At 59.7% G+C, this 16,861-nt stretch carries 15 protein-coding genes and 1 tRNA gene; 13 read left to right on the forward strand and 3 right to left on the reverse strand.

What is annotated here, in order from left to right:
- Positions 1–54 precede the first annotated feature (54 nt).
- The 12 genes from arcD to ASD60_RS03460 all read left to right on the forward strand — a co-directional run bounded on the left by arcD (position 55) and on the right by ASD60_RS03460 (position 14,623).
- A complete protein-coding gene (arcD, locus tag ASD60_RS03405) occupies positions 55–1,482 on the forward strand; it encodes an arginine-ornithine antiporter (protein WP_056852642.1) in 1,428 nt (475 codons plus the stop codon).
- Between the two features lie 23 nt (positions 1,483–1,505).
- Positions 1,506–2,762 carry an arginine deiminase gene (gene arcA / locus ASD60_RS03410; protein WP_056852643.1) on the forward strand — a complete coding sequence of 419 codons (1,257 nt, stop codon included), beginning with the start codon at positions 1,506–1,508 and terminating at the stop codon, positions 2,760–2,762.
- A gap of 69 nt (positions 2,763–2,831) precedes the next feature.
- On the forward strand, positions 2,832–3,842 hold the full coding sequence (locus tag ASD60_RS03415) for an ornithine carbamoyltransferase (protein WP_056852644.1): 1,011 nt from the start codon (positions 2,832–2,834) through the stop codon (positions 3,840–3,842).
- 150 nt (positions 3,843–3,992) lie between these two features.
- Positions 3,993–4,922, forward strand: coding sequence for a carbamate kinase (gene arcC, locus ASD60_RS03420; RefSeq protein ID WP_056852645.1), 930 nt, complete (start codon positions 3,993–3,995; stop codon positions 4,920–4,922).
- 12 nt (positions 4,923–4,934) lie between these two features.
- Positions 4,935–5,297, forward strand: a complete 363-nt coding sequence (locus ASD60_RS03425; RefSeq protein ID WP_056852646.1) for a DUF5064 family protein — start codon at positions 4,935–4,937, stop codon at positions 5,295–5,297.
- A gap of 203 nt (positions 5,298–5,500) precedes the next feature.
- On the forward strand, positions 5,501–7,009 hold the full coding sequence (locus ASD60_RS03430) for a sigma-54-dependent transcriptional regulator (protein ID WP_056852647.1): 1,509 nt from the start codon (positions 5,501–5,503) through the stop codon (positions 7,007–7,009).
- Between the two features lie 427 nt (positions 7,010–7,436).
- Positions 7,437–7,820, forward strand: coding sequence for a glycine cleavage system protein GcvH (gene gcvH, locus ASD60_RS03435; protein ID WP_056852648.1), 384 nt, complete (start codon positions 7,437–7,439; stop codon positions 7,818–7,820).
- Positions 7,821–7,831: 11 nt separating this feature from the next.
- On the forward strand, positions 7,832–10,684 hold the full coding sequence (gcvP, locus tag ASD60_RS03440) for an aminomethyl-transferring glycine dehydrogenase (protein WP_056852649.1): 2,853 nt from the start codon (positions 7,832–7,834) through the stop codon (positions 10,682–10,684).
- 202 nt (positions 10,685–10,886) lie between these two features.
- The gene (locus ASD60_RS03445) at positions 10,887–12,263 is read left to right on the forward strand and encodes an L-serine ammonia-lyase (protein WP_056852650.1); all 1,377 of its coding nucleotides are present in this window, start codon (positions 10,887–10,889) and stop codon (positions 12,261–12,263) included.
- Positions 12,264–12,299: 36 nt separating this feature from the next.
- Entirely contained in the window at positions 12,300–13,424 is a 1,125-nt protein-coding gene (gene gcvT / locus ASD60_RS03450; RefSeq protein WP_056852651.1) for a glycine cleavage system aminomethyltransferase GcvT, read from the forward strand.
- 402 nt (positions 13,425–13,826) lie between these two features.
- Positions 13,827–14,039 (forward strand): cold-shock protein, encoded by a 213-nt coding sequence (locus ASD60_RS03455; RefSeq protein ID WP_003175786.1) that lies wholly within the window; start codon positions 13,827–13,829, stop codon positions 14,037–14,039.
- A gap of 95 nt (positions 14,040–14,134) precedes the next feature.
- Positions 14,135–14,623, forward strand: coding sequence for an RDD family protein (locus tag ASD60_RS03460; RefSeq protein ID WP_056852652.1), 489 nt, complete (start codon positions 14,135–14,137; stop codon positions 14,621–14,623).
- Between the two features lie 73 nt (positions 14,624–14,696).
- Here ASD60_RS03460 and nadA read toward each other — a convergent pair whose 3' ends face one another.
- Positions 14,697–15,755 (reverse strand): quinolinate synthase NadA, encoded by a 1,059-nt coding sequence (gene nadA, locus ASD60_RS03465; protein ID WP_056852653.1) that lies wholly within the window; start codon positions 15,753–15,755, stop codon positions 14,697–14,699.
- A gap of 107 nt (positions 15,756–15,862) precedes the next feature.
- Here nadA and ASD60_RS28725 point away from each other — a divergent pair, with 107 nt between their 5' ends.
- The gene (locus tag ASD60_RS28725) at positions 15,863–16,015 is read left to right on the forward strand and encodes a hypothetical protein (protein WP_162250567.1); all 153 of its coding nucleotides are present in this window, start codon (positions 15,863–15,865) and stop codon (positions 16,013–16,015) included.
- 13 nt (positions 16,016–16,028) lie between these two features.
- On the opposite strand, the gene ASD60_RS03470 is transcribed toward ASD60_RS28725, so the two are convergent.
- Both ASD60_RS03470 and queC read right to left on the reverse strand, forming a co-directional pair.
- Positions 16,029–16,104 (reverse strand) — tRNA-Lys (locus tag ASD60_RS03470).
- Positions 16,105–16,167: 63 nt separating this feature from the next.
- Positions 16,168–16,860: a 7-cyano-7-deazaguanine synthase QueC gene (gene queC, locus ASD60_RS03475; RefSeq protein ID WP_056852654.1), complete on the reverse strand. Its 693-nt coding sequence runs from the start codon at positions 16,858–16,860 to the stop codon at positions 16,168–16,170.
- Between the last annotated feature and the right edge of the window lies 1 nt (position 16,861).

Genomic DNA, 16,861 nt, shown 5'->3' on the forward strand with positions numbered 1-16,861 from the left:
AGTTGTAAACAGAACCAAGCTGTTAACCCTCTTCATCTGCAATGGAGTCATGCAATGTCTGAAACCCCTGGAAAACTTCGACTGGGAGCACTGGTTGCCCTGGTAGTTGGTTCAATGATAGGTGGAGGGATTTTTTCTTTGCCACAGAACATGGCCGCCAGTGCTGACGTCGGCGCCATTCTGATTGGCTGGGCCATCACCGCCGTGGGTATGCTGACGCTCGCTTTTGTGTTCCAGACCCTGGCCAACCGCAAGCCTGACCTCGACGGTGGTGTCTACGCCTACGCCAAGGCCGGCTTCGGCGACTACATGGGCTTTTCTTCCGCCTGGGGCTACTGGATCAGCGCCTGGCTGGGCAACGTCGGCTATTTCGTCCTGCTGTTCAGCACCCTGGGTTACTTCTTCCCGGTCTTCGGTGAGGGCAACACGGTGGCTGCAGTGATTGGCGCCTCTGTCCTGCTCTGGGCCGTCCATCTGCTGGTGCTGCGCGGGATCAAGGAAGCCGCCTTCATCAACCTGGTCACCACCGTAGCCAAGATTGTGCCGCTGGTGCTGTTCATCCTGATTGCCGTGTTCGCGTTCAAACTGGACATCTTCACCGCCGACATCTGGGGCCTGAAAAACCCTGACCTGGGCAGCGTGATGGATCAGGTACGCAACATGATGCTGGTCACCGTCTGGGTGTTCATCGGCATTGAAGGTGCGAGCATTTTCTCGGCGCGTGCGGAAAAACGCAGTGATGTGGGTAAGGCCACGGTGATCGGCTTTATTTCCGTGCTGCTCATTCTGGTGCTGGTGAACGTGCTGTCGCTGGGCATCCTGACTCAACCGGAACTGGCCAAGCTGCAGAACCCGTCGATGGCCGCCGTGCTCGAGCATGTGGTGGGTAAATGGGGGGCAGTACTGATCAGTGTCGGCCTGATCATTTCCCTGCTTGGTGCGCTGTTGTCATGGGTGCTGCTGTGTGCGGAGATCATGTTCGCCGCCGCGAAGGACCACACCATGCCGGCCTTCCTGCGCAAGGAAAACGCCAACCAAGTGCCGGTCAATGCGCTGTGGCTGACCAACGCCATGGTCCAGGTATTCCTGATCATCACGCTGTTCTCGGCCAGCACTTACCTGTCGCTGATCTACCTCGCCACCTCGATGATTCTGGTGCCATACCTGTGGTCGGCCGCCTATGCCCTGCTGTTGGCGGTACGCGGCGAAACCTATGAAGGCGCGGCGGGTGAACGGCAGAAGGATCTGATCATCGGCGCCATCGCGTTGATTTACGCGGTCTGGCTGCTCTATGCCGGCGGTATCAAGTACCTGCTGCTCTCGGCCCTGCTCTACGCACCCGGCGCCATCCTGTTCGCCAAGGCCAAGCTGGAACTCGACAAACCGGTGTTCACCAACGTCGAGAAACTGATTTTCGCCGCGGTGGTCGTGGGCGCGCTGGTAGCGGCCTACGGTCTCTATGACGGCTTTCTGACCCTGTAATTTGTAGCTGGAGGATCACTGAAATGACCACGGAAAAAGTTAAGTACGGCGTCCATTCCGAAGCCGGCAAATTGCGCAAAGTCATGGTTTGCTCCCCCGGGCTTGCCCACCAGCGTTTGACCCCGAACAACTGCGACGAACTGCTGTTCGACGACGTACTGTGGGTGGCTCAGGCCAAGCGCGACCATTTCGATTTCGTCACCAAGATGCGTGAGCGCAATGTCGATGTGCTGGAAATGCACAACTTGTTGACCGACATCGTCGCCATCCCCGAAGCCCTGGACTGGATTCTGCAACGCAAGATCACCGCCGATTCGGTGGGCCTGGGCTTGATCAATGAAACGAGTTCATGGCTGCGCAGCCTGGAGCCGCGCAAGATCGCCGAGTTCCTGATTGGCGGGGTCTCTGCCGATGACCTGCCGGACAGTTTCGGCGGCAAGACCATCCAGATGTTCCGTGAATTCCTCGGCCACTCCAGCTTCATCCTGCCGCCGCTGCCCAACACCCAGTTCACCCGCGACACCACCTGCTGGATCTACGGTGGCGTCACCCTCAACCCTATGTACTGGCCGGCGCGTCGCCAGGAAACCCTGTTGACCACCGCCATCTACAAATTCCATCCGCAGTTCACCAACGCCGAATTCGAAATCTGGTATGGCGACCCGGACAAGGACCACGGCAGTTCCACCCTCGAAGGCGGCGACGTGATGCCGATCGGCAACGGCGTGGTGTTGATCGGCATGGGCGAACGCTCATCCCGCCAGGCCATCGGCCAACTGGCGGTCAACCTGTTCAAGAACAAAGCCGTCGAGAAGGTCATCGTCGCCGGCCTGCCGAAATCCCGCGCGGCGATGCACCTGGACACCGTGTTCAGTTTCTGCGACCGCGATGTGGTGACGATCTTCCCGGAAGTGGTGAACCAGATTGTTGCCTTCACCCTTCGCCCCGACGAAAGCAAACCGGGCGGCATCGACATCCGTCGCGAAGAAACCAACTTCCTCGACACCGTGGCCAAGGCCCTCAACCTCAAGGCCCTGCGCGTCGTCGAAACCGGCGGCAACAGCTTCGCCGCCGAACGCGAGCAATGGGATGACGGCAACAACGTGGTGGCCGTGGAACCGGGGGTGGTCATCGGCTACGACCGCAATACCTACACCAATACTCTGCTGCGCAAGGCCGGGGTGGAAGTGATCACCATCAGCGCCGGCGAACTCGGACGCGGTCGCGGCGGCGGCCACTGCATGACCTGCCCGATCATCCGCGATCCGATCGACTACTAACCTATTAACTTCGGCCCGCACTTACCGAGTGTGGGCCGAAGGGATAACCGACACCTTAGGAGATCCAAAATGGCGTTCAATATTCATAACCGCAATCTGCTGAGCCTGGAACACCACACCCCTCGCGAATTGCGTTACCTGCTCGACCTGTCCCGCGACCTCAAGCGCGCCAAATACACCGGCACCGAACAGCAGCACCTCAAGGGCAACAACATCGCGCTGATCTTCGAAAAAACCTCGACCCGCACCCGCTGTGCGTTCGAAGTCGCGGCCTATGACCAAGGTGCCAACGTCACCTACATCGATCCCAACTCTTCGCAGATCGGCCACAAGGAAAGCATGAAGGACACGGCCCGCGTACTGGGGCGCATGTACGACGCGATCGAATACCGTGGTTTCAAACAGGAGATCGTCGAAGAACTGGCCAAGTTTGCCGGGGTCCCGGTGTTCAACGGTTTGACCGATGAATATCACCCGACGCAAATGATTGCCGACGTGCTGACCATGCGTGAACACGCCGACAAACCGATCCACGACATCAGCTACGCCTACCTCGGCGACGCCCGCAACAACATGGGCAACTCGCTGCTGCTGATCGGCGCCAAGCTCGGCATGGACGTGCGCATCTGCGCGCCGAAAGCCTTGTGGCCGGCGGACGATCTGGTGGCCCGCTGCAAACAGTACGGTGAAGAAAGCGGTGCCCGCATCACCCTCACCGAAGACCCGAAAGCCGCCGTCAAAGGTGTGGATTTCATTCATACCGATGTCTGGGTGTCGATGGGCGAACCCGTGGAGGCCTGGGCCGAGCGCATTCAGCAACTGCTGCCTTATCAGGTCAACGCCGAACTGATGAAAGCCACCGGCAACCCGCGCACCAAGTTCATGCACTGCCTGCCGGCCTTCCACAACAGCGACACCAAGGTCGGCAAACAGATCGCCGAGCAGTACCCACACCTGAAGAACGGTATCGAAGTGACCGATGACGTCTTCGAGTCGCCGGCCTGCATTGCCTTCGAGCAAGCGGAAAACCGCATGCACACCATCAAGGCGATTCTGGTGTCGACGCTGGCTGATCTGTAAGGACTGCCCCCAAACGATCGTTCCCACGCTCTGCGTGGGAATGCCGCCACGGACGCTCCGCGTCCGATGTGACGCGGAGCGTCACCAGATGCATTCCCACGGGGACCGTGGGAACGATCCAGGATCACCGACTCTAAAAGGACAACCACCATGCGTATCGTCGTTGCACTGGGCGGTAACGCCCTGCTCCGTCGGGGTGAACCGATGACCGCTGACAACCAGCGCGCCAACATCCGGATCGCCACCGAGCAGATCGCCAAGATCCACGCCGGCAACCAACTGGTCATCGCCCACGGCAATGGCCCGCAGGTCGGGCTGTTGTCATTGCAAGCCGCGGCCTACACCTCGGTTTCTCCCTATCCGCTGGACGTGCTCGGCGCTGAAACCGAAGGCATGATCGGCTACATCATCGAACAGGAACTGGGCAACCTGCTGGACTTCGAAGTGCCGTTCGCGACCCTGCTGACGCAGGTCGAAGTCGATGCCAATGACCCGGCCTTCCAGAACCCCACCAAACCCATCGGCCCGGTGTACACCAAGGCCGAGGCAGAAAAACTGGCTGCCGAAAAAGGCTGGGCAATCGCCCCGGACGGCGACAAATATCGCCGGGTAGTCGCCAGCCCCAGACCGAAACGCATCTTTGAAATACGCCCGATCAAGTGGCTGCTGGAAAAAAGCAGCATCGTGATTTGCGCCGGCGGTGGCGGCATTCCGACCATGTACACCGCCCCCGGCAAGCTCGAAGGTGTCGAGGCGGTCATCGACAAGGACCTGTGCTCGGCGCTGCTGGCCGAACAGCTTGAAGCCGACTTGCTGGTGATCGCCACCGACGTCAACGCGGCGTTTGTCGACTTCGGTAAACCCACCCAGAAATCCATCGCTCAGGCTCACCCGGACGAAATGGAAAAACTCGGCTTCGCCGCGGGCTCCATGGGACCAAAGGTGCAGGCAGCCTGCGAGTTCGCACGCCATACTGGAAAAGTCGCGGTGATCGGCTCACTCGCCGACATCGAATCGATCGTCCAGGGCAAGGCTGGCACCCGCATCAGCACCGCGACACCTGGCATTACCTACCTGTAAGGAGAGACGTGAATGGCACAATTCGAGCCGGGACACTTGCACATCGAACGTCATGCGCTGACCCCGGATGATGTCAGCTACAACGTGCACCTCGATTATGAAGTCAGCAAGAATGCCAAAGGGGAAAAAGGCATCCAGTTCACCTTGCATGGCAGCATTCAGGGCAAGGACGTGTCGGAGCCGTTCTTCCTGCCGAAAGAGGAAGCCTACAACTTCGCCAGCAACGTGACGAAAATCGCCGAAAAGTACGGAATTCCCAAGACCCACAGCCAGATCGGCTCTGTCCACAAGCATTACGATCTGATGTTTGAAGACATCCGGCAGCAGTTGAATATGAAATCCGGCGACCCGGTCAACCTCGAACACTTCGAGTAACTCAGGTACCTCTGCTGATCGTTCCCACGCTCCGGCGTGGGAATGCATCCCTTGAAGCTCCGCGTCAGTGTGGACGCGGAGCGTCCATGGCAGCGCTACCACGCAGAGCGTGGGAACGATCATCATCCCGCTCTGGATTTCACCTTACCTCTGCTCCAAGGCATACTTGCCACCCTCCGTAATCCAGAACCCGAAAGCGTCCCATGCGTATCCACGTCAGCTTCATCGACCGCGTCGGCATTACCCAGGAAGTCCTGGCCCTGCTCGGTGGGCGCAATCTCAATCTGGATGCGGTGGAAATGGTCCCGCCCAACGTCTATATCGACGCGCCGACCCTGAGCCCGCAAGTGCTCGAAGAGTTACGGGATGCGCTGTTCAGCGTGCGCGGCGTGCAAGCGGTCACCGTGGTCGACATCCTGCCCGGCCAGCGCCGACACCTGCAGCTCGATGCGTTGCTGGCGGCCATGACTGACCCGGTGCTGGCATTGGACAGCGCCGGCAAAGTGCTGCTGGCCAACCCGGCATTGATCGCCCTGTACGGTCGCGAACCGGCCGGTGAAAGCATTGCCGAGCTGTTTTCCGATCCGGCGTTGCTCGACGCCCTGCTCGAACACGGTTTTCGTCTGCCGCTGCGCGAAATCACGGTCAACGGCCAGACTTTATTGCTGGATGCCACGCCCATCACCGATGCTGGCGCGTTGCTGACCCTCTATCAACCCAATCGCATTGGCGAACGGCTGTCGGCGCTGCACCACGACCACGCCGAGGGTTTCGATGCGCTGCTGGGTGAATCGCCGGTCATTCGCACGCTCAAAGTCCGCGCACAACGGGTGGCGGCCCTCGATGCGCCGCTGTTGATCCAGGGCGAAACCGGCACCGGCAAGGAGCTGGTGGCCCGCGCCTGTCACGCCATCAGTGCGCGGCACAGCTCGCCGTTTCTGGCGTTGAACTGTGCGGCCTTGCCGGAAAACCTCGCCGAAAGCGAGCTGTTCGGCTATGCACCCGGCGCCTTCACCGGCGCGCAACGGGGCGGCAAGCCGGGGCTGATGGAGCTGGCCAACCAGGGCACGGTATTTCTCGACGAAATCGGCGAGATGTCGCCGTACTTGCAGGCCAAATTGCTGCGTTTTCTCAACGACGGCAGCTTCCGGCGGGTGGGCGGTGATCGAGAGGTCAAGGTCAACGTACGGATCCTCAGTGCGACCCACCGCGACCTGGAAAAAATGGTCAGCGAAGGCCTGTTTCGCGAAGACCTGTTCTATCGGCTCAACGTGCTCAATGTCGAAGTGCCGCCGCTGCGCGAACGTGGCCAGGACATCCTGTTGTTGGCCCGCTATTTCATGCAGCAGGCGTGCGCCCAAATCCAGCGTCCGGTCTGTCGCCTGGCGCCGGGCACTTATCCGGCTTTGCTCGGCAACCGCTGGCCGGGCAATGTGCGGCAACTGCAAAACGTAATCTTCCGCGCCGCCGCCATCTGCGAAAGCAGCCTGGTGGACATCGGCGACCTCGACATCGCCGGCACCTCGGTGGCACGCCAGAGCGATCAGGACGTCGACAGCCTGGAACAGGCCATGGACGCGTTCGAGAAAAACCTGCTGGAAAAACTCTACGTCAGCTACCCCTCGACCCGCCAACTGGCCAGCCGCCTGCAAACCTCGCATACCGCCATCGCTCATCGGTTGCGCAAGTACGGCATCCCCAATAAGCCGTAGAGCGTTTGATTGATCGTTTGATGATCGTTCCCACGCTCCGCGTGGGAATGCAGCCCGGGACGCTCTGCGTCCCACAGCGTGACGCAGAGCGTCACAAGTGGCATTCCCACGCAGAGCTTGGGAACGATCTATTCAAAAGCGACCTCCATCTGTACTGAAAGCGCTACAGCGGAACGATATCACTACACCCCACCCCGATCACGGCTGCGCAAGGCTCTGATCCACCTCAGCTTTTATCCTTGATAATTGCCGTATCGATTTCGCTACAGCGCCCCCTCACCCTGGAACTCCGAATCCCGCTAAATCATTGATCCAAATAAGAAAAACAACATTGGCCGTATTCTTGCTAAGTAGACGCTCATAACCAGGGCATCGCCCAAGCATTCAATCGCGTCCACCAGACGAGTCTGGCCCCTTAGGAGTTTCCATGAGCGAGTTGCGTTTTACTGAAGATCACGAATGGCTGCGCACCGAAGCTGACGGCAGCGTCACAGTCGGTATCACCGCTTTCGCCCAGAACGCCCTGGGCGACGTGGTTTTCGTACAACTGCCTGAGCTGCAGTCCTACGACAAAGGCGCCGAAGCCGCCACCGTGGAATCGGTAAAAGCCGCCAGCGGTGTGTACATGCCGCTGGACGGCGAAGTGCTGGAAGTCAACCCGGCGCTGGACAGCAGCCCGGAGCTGGTCAACGAAGATCCGCTGGGCGAAGGCTGGTTCTTCCGTTTCAAGCCAAGCGACGCCAACGCTGTCGGCCAACTGCTGGATCAGGACGCCTACGACCGCCTGATCAAAGCCCAAGCCGAAGCCTGAGGAGCACTGACATGACGCAAATCAATTTGACGACCGCCAACGAATTCATCGCCCGTCACATCGGCCCGCGCGCCGGTGACGAGCAAGCCATGCTCAACAGCCTGGGCTTCGATTCCCTGGAAGCCCTGAGCGCCAGCGTGATTCCCGACAGCATCAAGGGCACCAGCGTACTCGGCCTGGAAGACGGTCTGAGCGAAGCCGATGCCTTGGCGTTGATCAAGTCCATCGCCGGCAAGAACCAGCTGTTCAAGACTTTCATTGGCCAGGGTTACTACGGCACCCACACGCCGTCGCCGATCCTGCGCAACCTCCTGGAAAATCCAGCCTGGTACACCGCTTACACCCCGTACCAGCCAGAAATCTCCCAAGGCCGTCTCGAAGCGCTGCTGAACTTCCAGACCCTGATCAGCGACCTCACCGGCCTGCCGATCGCCAACGCTTCGCTGCTCGACGAAGCCACTGCCGCTGCCGAAGCCATGACCTTCTGCAAACGCTTGAGCAAGAACAAAGGCAGCCACCAATTCTTCGCCTCCGCGCATTGCCACCCGCAGACTCTTGACGTGCTGCGCACCCGTGCCGAGCCGTTGGGCATCGACGTGGTGGTTGGCGACGAGCGTGAACTGACCGACGTGACGCCGTTCTTCGGTGCCCTGCTGCAGTATCCGGCAAGCAACGGTGACGTGTTCGACTACCGCGAACTGACCGAGCGCTTCCACGCCGCCAACGCTCTGGTGGCCGTGGCCGCCGACCTGCTGGCCCTGACCGTGCTGACCCCGCCGGGCGAATTCGGCGCCGACGTGGCCATCGGCAGCGCGCAACGCTTTGGCGTACCGCTGGGCTTCGGTGGCCCGCACGCGGCGTACTTCTCCACCAAAGACGCATTCAAGCGTGACATGCCGGGCCGTCTGGTCGGTGTTTCCGTGGACCGTTTCGGCAAGCCGGCCCTGCGCCTGGCCATGCAAACCCGCGAACAACACATCCGCCGCGAGAAGGCCACGTCCAACATCTGCACCGCGCAAGTGCTACTGGCCAACATCGCCAGCATGTACGCTGTTTACCACGGCCCTAAAGGCCTGACCCAAATCGCCAATCGCGTCCATCACCTGACCGCGATCCTGGCCAAGGGCTTGACCGCTCTGGGGCTGAACGTCGAACAGGAAAACTTCTTCGACACCCTGACGATCAATACCGGCGCCGACACCGCCAGACTGCACGATCAGGCGCGCGCCCAGCAGATCAACCTGCGCGTCGTCGACGCTGAACGTCTGGGCCTGTCCCTTGACGAAACCAGCACCCAGGCCGACGTTGAAACCCTCTGGAGCCTGCTGTCCAACGGCAAGACCCTGCCGGACTTCGCCGCCCTCGCCGCCTCGGTGCAGAGCACCATCCCGGCCACGCTGGTACGTCAGTCGCCAATCCTCAGCCATCCGGTGTTCAACCGCTATCACTCGGAAACCGAGCTGATGCGCTACCTGCGCAAGCTGGCCGACAAAGACCTGGCCCTGGATCGCACCATGATCCCGCTGGGTTCGTGCACCATGAAGCTCAATGCTGCCAGTGAAATGATCCCGGTGACCTGGGCTGAATTCGGCGCCCTGCACCCGTTTGCCCCGGCCGAGCAAAGCGCCGGTTATCAGCAACTGACCGACGAACTCGAAGCGATGCTCTGCGCCGCCACCGGTTACGACTCGATCTCGCTGCAACCGAACGCCGGTTCCCAAGGTGAATACGCGGGTCTGTTGGCGATTCGCGCCTACCACCAGAGCCGTGGCGAAGACCGTCGCGACATCTGCCTGATCCCGTCGTCGGCCCACGGCACCAACCCGGCCACCGCACAAATGGCCGGCATGCGCGTTGTCGTCACCGCCTGCGACGCCCGTGGCAACGTCGACATCGAAGACCTGCGCGCCAAGGCCATCGAGCACCGCGAACACCTCGCCGCGCTGATGATCACCTACCCGTCGACCCACGGCGTGTTCGAAGAAGGCATCCGCGAAATCTGCGGCATCATTCATGACAACGGCGGCCAGGTGTACATCGACGGCGCCAACATGAACGCGATGGTTGGCCTCTGCGCGCCAGGCAAGTTCGGCGGCGATGTCTCGCACCTGAACCTGCACAAAACCTTCTGCATCCCGCACGGCGGTGGCGGCCCGGGCGTCGGCCCGATCGGCGTGAAATCGCACCTGACTCCGTTCCTGCCGGGCCACGCCCAGATGGCACGCAAGGAAGGCGCGGTCTGCGCGGCACCGTTCGGTAGCGCAAGCATTCTGCCGATTACCTGGATGTACATTCGCATGATGGGTGGCGCAGGCTTGAAGCGTGCTTCGCAGCTGGCGATCCTCAACGCCAACTACATTTCCCGTCGCCTGGAAGAGCACTACCCAGTGCTGTACACCGGCAGCAACGGCCTGGTGGCGCACGAGTGCATCCTTGATCTGCGTCCGCTGAAAGACAGCAGCGGCATCAGCGTTGATGACGTAGCCAAACGCTTGATCGACTTCGGCTTCCACGCCCCGACCATGTCGTTCCCGGTGGCCGGCACGCTGATGATCGAGCCGACCGAAAGTGAATCCAAGGAAGAACTGGACCGCTTCTGCGACGCCATGATCCGCATCCGTGAAGAAATCCGCGCGGTGGAAAACGGCACCCTGGACAAGGACGACAACCCACTGAAAAACGCCCCGCACACGGCGGCGGAGCTGGTCGGTGAGTGGTCGCACCCGTACAGCCGCGAACAAGCGGTGTACCCGGTTGCCTCGCTGATCGAAGGCAAATACTGGCCACCGGTCGGTCGTGTCGACAACGTGTTCGGCGATCGCAACCTGGTCTGCGCCTGCCCGTCGATCGAAAGCTACGCTTAATCAGATGAGGGGGCGGGTTTGCTCGCCCCCGCGTTTAAGAACACCACAAAACCCTGTGGGAGCTGGCTTGCCAGCGATAGCGGTGGGTCAGTCGACATTTTTGCTGCCTGATCCATCGCCATCGCTGGCAAGCCAGCTCCCACAAGGAATGCATCACGCCTGAATTCCGCCAACTCCTATAAGAAGAAACCGGAGAACAACCATGTCTTTAAGCGTGTTCGACCTGTTCAAGATTGGCATCGGCCCCTCCAGCTCCCACACCGTCGGTCCGATGCGCGCAGCCGCGCGTTTCGTCGAAGGCTTGCGCCGCGAAAAACTGTTGGCCGCGACCACCTGCGTCAAAGTTGAGCTGTACGGTTCACTCGGCGCCACCGGTAAAGGCCACGGCAGCGACAAAGCCGTGCTGCTGGGGCTGGAAGGCGAACACCCGGACACCGTCGACACCGAAACCGTGGCCGCACGCCTGCAAGCCATTCGTGGCAGCGGACAGCTGAACCTGCTCGGCGAACACAGCATTGCATTCAATGAAAAAGAACACCTGGCGATGATTCGCAAACCGTTGGCTTACCATCCCAACGGCATGATTTTCCGTGCATTCGACGCAGCCGGGCTGCAAATCCGCAGCCGCGAGTACTACTCGGTCGGCGGCGGTTTTGTCGTCGACGAAGACGCCGCCGGCGCCGACCGCATCGTCGAAGACGCCACACCCCTGACATTTCCCTTCAAAACCGCCAAGGAACTGCTCGGTCACTGCGCCACTTACGGCTTGTCCATCAGCCAGGTGATGCTGACCAACGAAAGCGCCTGGCGCCCGGAAGCGGAGACCCGTGCCGGCCTCCTGAAAATCTGGCAGGTCATGCAGGACTGCGTCGCCGCCGGCTGCCGCAACGAAGGCATCCTGCCCGGAGGCTTGAAGGTCAAGCGCCGGGCCGCCGCGCTGCATCGGCAGCTGTGCAAAAACCCGGAATCGTCCCTGCGTGACCCGCTCTCGGTGCTGGACTGGGTCAACCTGTACGCCCTGGCGGTCAACGAAGAAAACGCCAACGGCGGACGCGTCGTCACTGCGCCCACCAATGGTGCAGCCGGGATCATTCCTGCCGTCCTCCATTACTACATGCGCTTCATCCCGACCGCGAATGACGACGGCGTCGTGCGTTTTCTGCTGACCGCGGCGGCCATCGGCATCTTGTACAAGGAAAACGCCTCGATCTCCGGCGCCGAAGTCGGCTGTCAGGGCGAAGTGGGCGTCGCCTGCTCAATGGCGGCCGGTGCCCTGTGCGAGGTCCTGGGCGGCACCGTGCAGCAAGTCGAAAACGCCGCGGAAATCGGCATGGAACATAACCTCGGCCTGACTTGCGACCCGATTGGCGGGTTGGTGCAAGTGCCTTGTATCGAACGCAATGCCATGGGTTCGGTCAAGGCCATCAATGCCGTGCGCATGGCCATGCGTGGTGACGGTCAACATTTCGTTTCCCTCGACAAGGTCATTCGCACCATGCGCCAGACCGGCGCCGACATGAAAAGCAAATACAAGGAAACCGCCCGTGGCGGTTTGGCGGTCAACATTATCGAGTGCTGATGCGCGCTCATCTGCACTCTTCTTCAGGAGCTGAATATGTCCACCGAACAACTGTTGAAAACCCCGTTGCATGCTCTGCACATCGAACTCGGCGCGCGCATGGTGCCGTTCGCCGGCTATGACATGCCTGTGCAATATCCGTTGGGCGTGATGAAAGAACACCAGCACACCCGCGATCAGGCCGGTCTGTTCGATGTGTCGCACATGGGCCAGATTCGCCTGACCGGCGCCAATGCCGCCAAGGCCCTGGAAACCCTGGTTCCGGTGGATATCATCGACTTGCCCGTGGGCATGCAGCGTTATGCAATGTTCACCAACGAAAGCGGCGGCATCCTCGACGACCTGATGGTCGCCAACCTGGGTAACGACGAACTGTTCCTGGTGGTCAACGCTGCCTGCAAGGATCAAGACCTGGCGCATCTGCGCAAGCACATTGGCGAGCAGTGCACCATCGAGCCACTGTTCGAGGAGCGCGCCCTGCTCGCCCTCCAAGGACCGGCGGCCGTGACGGTACTGGCACGTCTGGCACCGGAAGTGGCGAAGATGACCTTCATGCAGTTCGCCCGGGTAAAACTGCTGGGTGTGGACTGTTTTGTCAGCCGCTCGGGTTACACCGGTGAAGACGGTTTCGAAATTTCCGTGCCGGCCGCCAACGCCGAAGCCCTGACCCGCGCACTGCTGGCGGAACCGGAAGTTGAAGCCATTGGCCTCGGCGCGCGTGACTCCCTGCGCCTGGAAGCTGGCTTGTGCCTGTACGGCCATGACATGAACACCGACACCACCCCCATCGAAGCCAGCCTGTTGTGGGCCATTTCCAAGCCGCGTCGGGCCGACGGAGCGCGTGCCGGTGGTTTCCCGGGGGCTGAAACCGTATTCGCCCAGCAACAGGGCGGAGTCAGCCGCAAACGTGTCGGCCTGCTACCGCAGGAACGGACGCCAGTGCGCGAAGGGGCGGAGATCGTCAACGAAGCCGGCGAGATCATCGGCAGCGTCTGCAGCGGTGGTTTCGGGCCAACCTTGGGTGCGCCATTGGCCATGGGTTACATCGACAGCGCGTACGTCGCGATCGATACACCCGTCTGGGCGATTGTTCGTGGGAAAAAGGTGGCTTTGCTTGTAAGCAAAATGCCATTTGTTCCACAACGCTACTACCGCGGCTGATTGACTGTTCCTATAAGTAACGCAGTTGCGTTTAAAACGCACTAATGTGTAACGCAACTGCCATAAAATAGTGCATCGTTTGGCTTTAAGCTTCGATTATGAACTTTGCTTATAACGATCGAAAACAATTGAACAGCTCTGTCGCATAAGCCAGCACTAGTTGGCATATCAGGCCGTCAACGTGAGCAAATCCGGGCCTTTCACAGGGCTTGTTTTTTCTCCCGTAGTTGGCGTAGAGTTTGTTCACTGTGTTTGCATGGGTCGCTTGGAATCGTGACCTGGGCAGTAGCCTACAAGTTAGCTACATCCCGTTCGACGTCTTCTTACTCTCCTGCAACCAGCCCCAGTACTCTTTCATGAGAAGGAGACTGTCATTAATTTTTGCGTCAAAGGAAATAAGAAATGTCCCAACGTCAGAGCGGTACCGTCAAGTGGTTTAACGACGAGAAAGGTTTTGGTTTTATCACTCCTGAAAGCGGTCCGGATCTGTTCGTGCATTTCCGCGCCATCCAGGGCAACGGCTTCAAGAGCCTGAAAGAAGGCCAGAAAGTGACTTTCGTCGCCGTGCAGGGCCAGAAAGGCATGCAGGCTGATGAAGTACAAGCAGAAGCCTAATCTTCTGTAACGAAAAAGCCCCCGATGCTGACATCGGGGGCTTTTTTGTGCGCGTAAATCCGTAAAATGGCTTCTTTTTACACCGAGAGCCCGCCATGTCGAAACACCTGCTGAAGCCCCAGGGCGAATTTCCTGCCGCGGGCCTGGGTCGTCGCCTGGCAGCGATGTTCTATGACTTCCTGCTGTGTACGGCCCTGCTGATCGTCACCAGCGGCATCTACAAGATGATTCAGATGGCGATCATCGGTGAAGAGAAAATGCGCACCCTGACCGAATCCGGCGCACTGGATGGCGACCCGCTGCTCTCGACCGTATTGTTTTTTGTACTGTTCGGCTTCTTCGCCAAGTTCTGGACTTACTCCGGCCAGACCCTGGGGATGCAGGTCTGGAGTATCCGCGTACAGAATGCCGATGGATCATCCATCAGCCTGTGGCAGGCGCTATTGCGCTTTGTGGTGTCGATCGCATCGCTGCTGTGCGTGGGCCTCGGGTTCATCTGGTCGCTGTTCGACAAGCAGCAACGCAGCTGGCATGACATCTACTCCGACACCCAGCTTGTGCGCATTCCGAAGAAGACCAAATAATTTTCCGACACAGAAACCACTGTGGGGAGCGAGCTTGCTCGTTCCCCACAGTTTTTTAGTTGGCGGGAGTATCTTAAGCGTTACCGGCCAGTTTCATCCGCGCCGCCTGAGTGAAATCGAGCATCCGCTTCAACGGGCGAATCGCTTGAGGAATCAGGGCCGGGTCGACGAAGATCTCATTCGTCCCTTCCTTCAGGCTCTTGAGCGTGCGCTCAAGGGTGTTCATGGCCATCCACGGGCAGTGTGCGCAACTGCGGCATGCGGCGCCGTTACCCGCTGTAGGCGCCTCGATGAACACCTTGTCCGGGCACAACTGCTGCATCTTGTAAAAAATGCCGCGATCGGTCGCGACGATCAGCGTTTTGTTCGGCAGGGTCTGTGCCGCCGCAATCAACTGACTGGTCGAACCCACAGCATCCGCCAACTCGATGACCGAGGTTGGAGACTCAGGGTGCACCAGGATCGCCGCATCCGGATACAGCGCCTTCATGTCTTCGAGCTGCTTGGACTTGAATTCCTCGTGAACGATGCACGCACCGTCCCACAGCAACATGTCAGCACCGGTTTGACGTTGAATGTAGGTGCCCAGGTGCTTGTCCGGCCCCCAGATGATGGTTTCACCGTTGTCCATCAGGCTTTCAACGATCTCCAGTGCGCAACTGGAGGTCACGACCCAGTCCGCCCGGGCTTTGACCGCCGCCGAGGTGTTGGCATAAACCACAACCGTGCGCTCTGGATGCTGGTCGCAGAAGGCGGAAAACTCATCGACCGGGCAACCCAGATCCAGCGAACAGGTCGCCTCCAGTGTCGGCATCAGGATGCGCTTTTCGGGATTGAGGATCTTGGCCGTCTCGCCCATGAATTTCACACCGGCGACCACTACGGTCTTGGCCGGGTGAGCATTGCCGAAGCGGGCCATCTCCAGCGAGTCGGAGACACAGCCACCGGTTTCTTCGGCCAGGGCCTGAATGACCGGATCGCAATAGAAGTGAGCCACCAACACTGCGTCCTGAGCTTTGAGCTCGGCAGCGATGGCGGCACGGTAATGGGCCTCCTCTTGCGCGGTCAGCGGCTTGGGCTGCTTGGCGTCGAGGTGGGCTTGAACCAGAAGGCGTTCGGAAATCTGCGTCATGTTCGCAAGACCTGCAGGCGCATTCGCGCGAAAGTCGAGTATACACCCGGCTCCGGACCCTTCAGGGTACCGCCGGGAAATTGAGTATTCATCAGGCACGGACAGCGTTGAAGCTGCGCAAGGCTACAGAATATCCGGTGGATGCAAAAGATGATTCTGACTTGCGTCAGTTCGGTGCAGCCCAAGGCTTGGGCAAACACAAATCGCGGGCAAAAAAAAATCTGGAAATCCTCACTTTCGTGGGCCTTCCAGACTTTTAAAACAGCTTGAAAATGGTGGGTCGTGTGGGATTCGAACCTACGACCAATTGGTTAAAAGCCAACTGCTCTACCAACTGAGCTAACGACCCGCTGTGTGGTGGCGCGTATAATACTGATTTTTAAGGACTATTCAACACCTATTTTAAAAAAAATCAAAAATAAGGTGTTGGATCGCTGATTCCGGCCGCCGCAAAGCCTTCCGCACGCAGTCGGCAGCTGTCGCACTTGCCGCATGCACGGCCTTCATCATCAGCCTGATAGCAGGAAACGGTCAGGCCGTAGTTGACGCCAAGCTGGGTGCCAGCCTGGACAATCTGCGCTTTGCTGAGGTTTTGCAACGGCGCCTGAATGCGAAAGCCATCGCCCTCTACACCCGCCTTGGTCGCCAGATTGGCCATGCGCTCGAATGACTCGATGAACTCGGGACGGCAGTCCGGGTAGCCGGAGTAATCCACTGCGTTGACACCGATGAAGATGTCGCGTGCGCCGAGCACTTCAGCCCAGCCCAACGCCAGTGACAGGAAAACCGTGTTGCGCGCTGGCACGTAAGTCACCGGAATGCCTTCGCCCAACTCCTCTGGAATATCGATGCTGGTGTCGGTCAGCGCCGAGCCGCCCATGCCATTGAAATTGAGACCGATGACCTTGTGCTCGATCACCCCCAAATCCCGGGCGACACGTTCGGCTGCGTACAGTTCGGCGTGAGACCGCTGACCGTAGTCGAAGCTCATGGTGTAGCAGCGATAACCTTCGGCACGCGCCATGGCCACGACGGTTGCCGAGTCCAGGCCACCGGAAAGCAGGATAACCGCACGTTTTTCCGTAGTGTTCAGTTGTTCAGTCATC

This window comes from Pseudomonas sp. Root562 (genome assembly GCF_001427125.1).
GTDB lineage: Bacteria > Pseudomonadota > Gammaproteobacteria > Pseudomonadales > Pseudomonadaceae > Aquipseudomonas.

What these genes read in the sequence shown, in the direction of transcription:
- gcvT (WP_056852651.1), top strand. Translation starts at nt 12,300, where the DNA reads ATGTCCACCGAACAACTGTTGAAAACCCCGTTGCATGCTCTGCACATC.
- nadA (WP_056852653.1), bottom strand. Translation starts at nt 15,755, where the DNA reads ATGACGCAGATTTCCGAACGCCTTCTGGTTCAAGCCCACCTCGACGCC.
- ASD60_RS03445 (WP_056852650.1), top strand. Translation starts at nt 10,887, where the DNA reads ATGTCTTTAAGCGTGTTCGACCTGTTCAAGATTGGCATCGGCCCCTCC.
- ASD60_RS03425 (WP_056852646.1), top strand. Translation starts at nt 4,935, where the DNA reads ATGGCACAATTCGAGCCGGGACACTTGCACATCGAACGTCATGCGCTG.
- ASD60_RS03430 (WP_056852647.1), top strand. Translation starts at nt 5,501, where the DNA reads ATGCGTATCCACGTCAGCTTCATCGACCGCGTCGGCATTACCCAGGAA.
- arcD (WP_056852642.1), top strand. Translation starts at nt 55, where the DNA reads ATGTCTGAAACCCCTGGAAAACTTCGACTGGGAGCACTGGTTGCCCTG.
- ASD60_RS03460 (WP_056852652.1), top strand. Translation starts at nt 14,135, where the DNA reads ATGTCGAAACACCTGCTGAAGCCCCAGGGCGAATTTCCTGCCGCGGGC.
- queC (WP_056852654.1), bottom strand. Translation starts at nt 16,860, where the DNA reads ATGACTGAACAACTGAACACTACGGAAAAACGTGCGGTTATCCTGCTT.
- arcA (WP_056852643.1), top strand. Translation starts at nt 1,506, where the DNA reads ATGACCACGGAAAAAGTTAAGTACGGCGTCCATTCCGAAGCCGGCAAA.
- arcC (WP_056852645.1), top strand. Translation starts at nt 3,993, where the DNA reads ATGCGTATCGTCGTTGCACTGGGCGGTAACGCCCTGCTCCGTCGGGGT.
- gcvP (WP_056852649.1), top strand. Translation starts at nt 7,832, where the DNA reads ATGACGCAAATCAATTTGACGACCGCCAACGAATTCATCGCCCGTCAC.
- ASD60_RS03415 (WP_056852644.1), top strand. Translation starts at nt 2,832, where the DNA reads ATGGCGTTCAATATTCATAACCGCAATCTGCTGAGCCTGGAACACCAC.
- ASD60_RS03455 (WP_003175786.1), top strand. Translation starts at nt 13,827, where the DNA reads ATGTCCCAACGTCAGAGCGGTACCGTCAAGTGGTTTAACGACGAGAAA.
- gcvH (WP_056852648.1), top strand. Translation starts at nt 7,437, where the DNA reads ATGAGCGAGTTGCGTTTTACTGAAGATCACGAATGGCTGCGCACCGAA.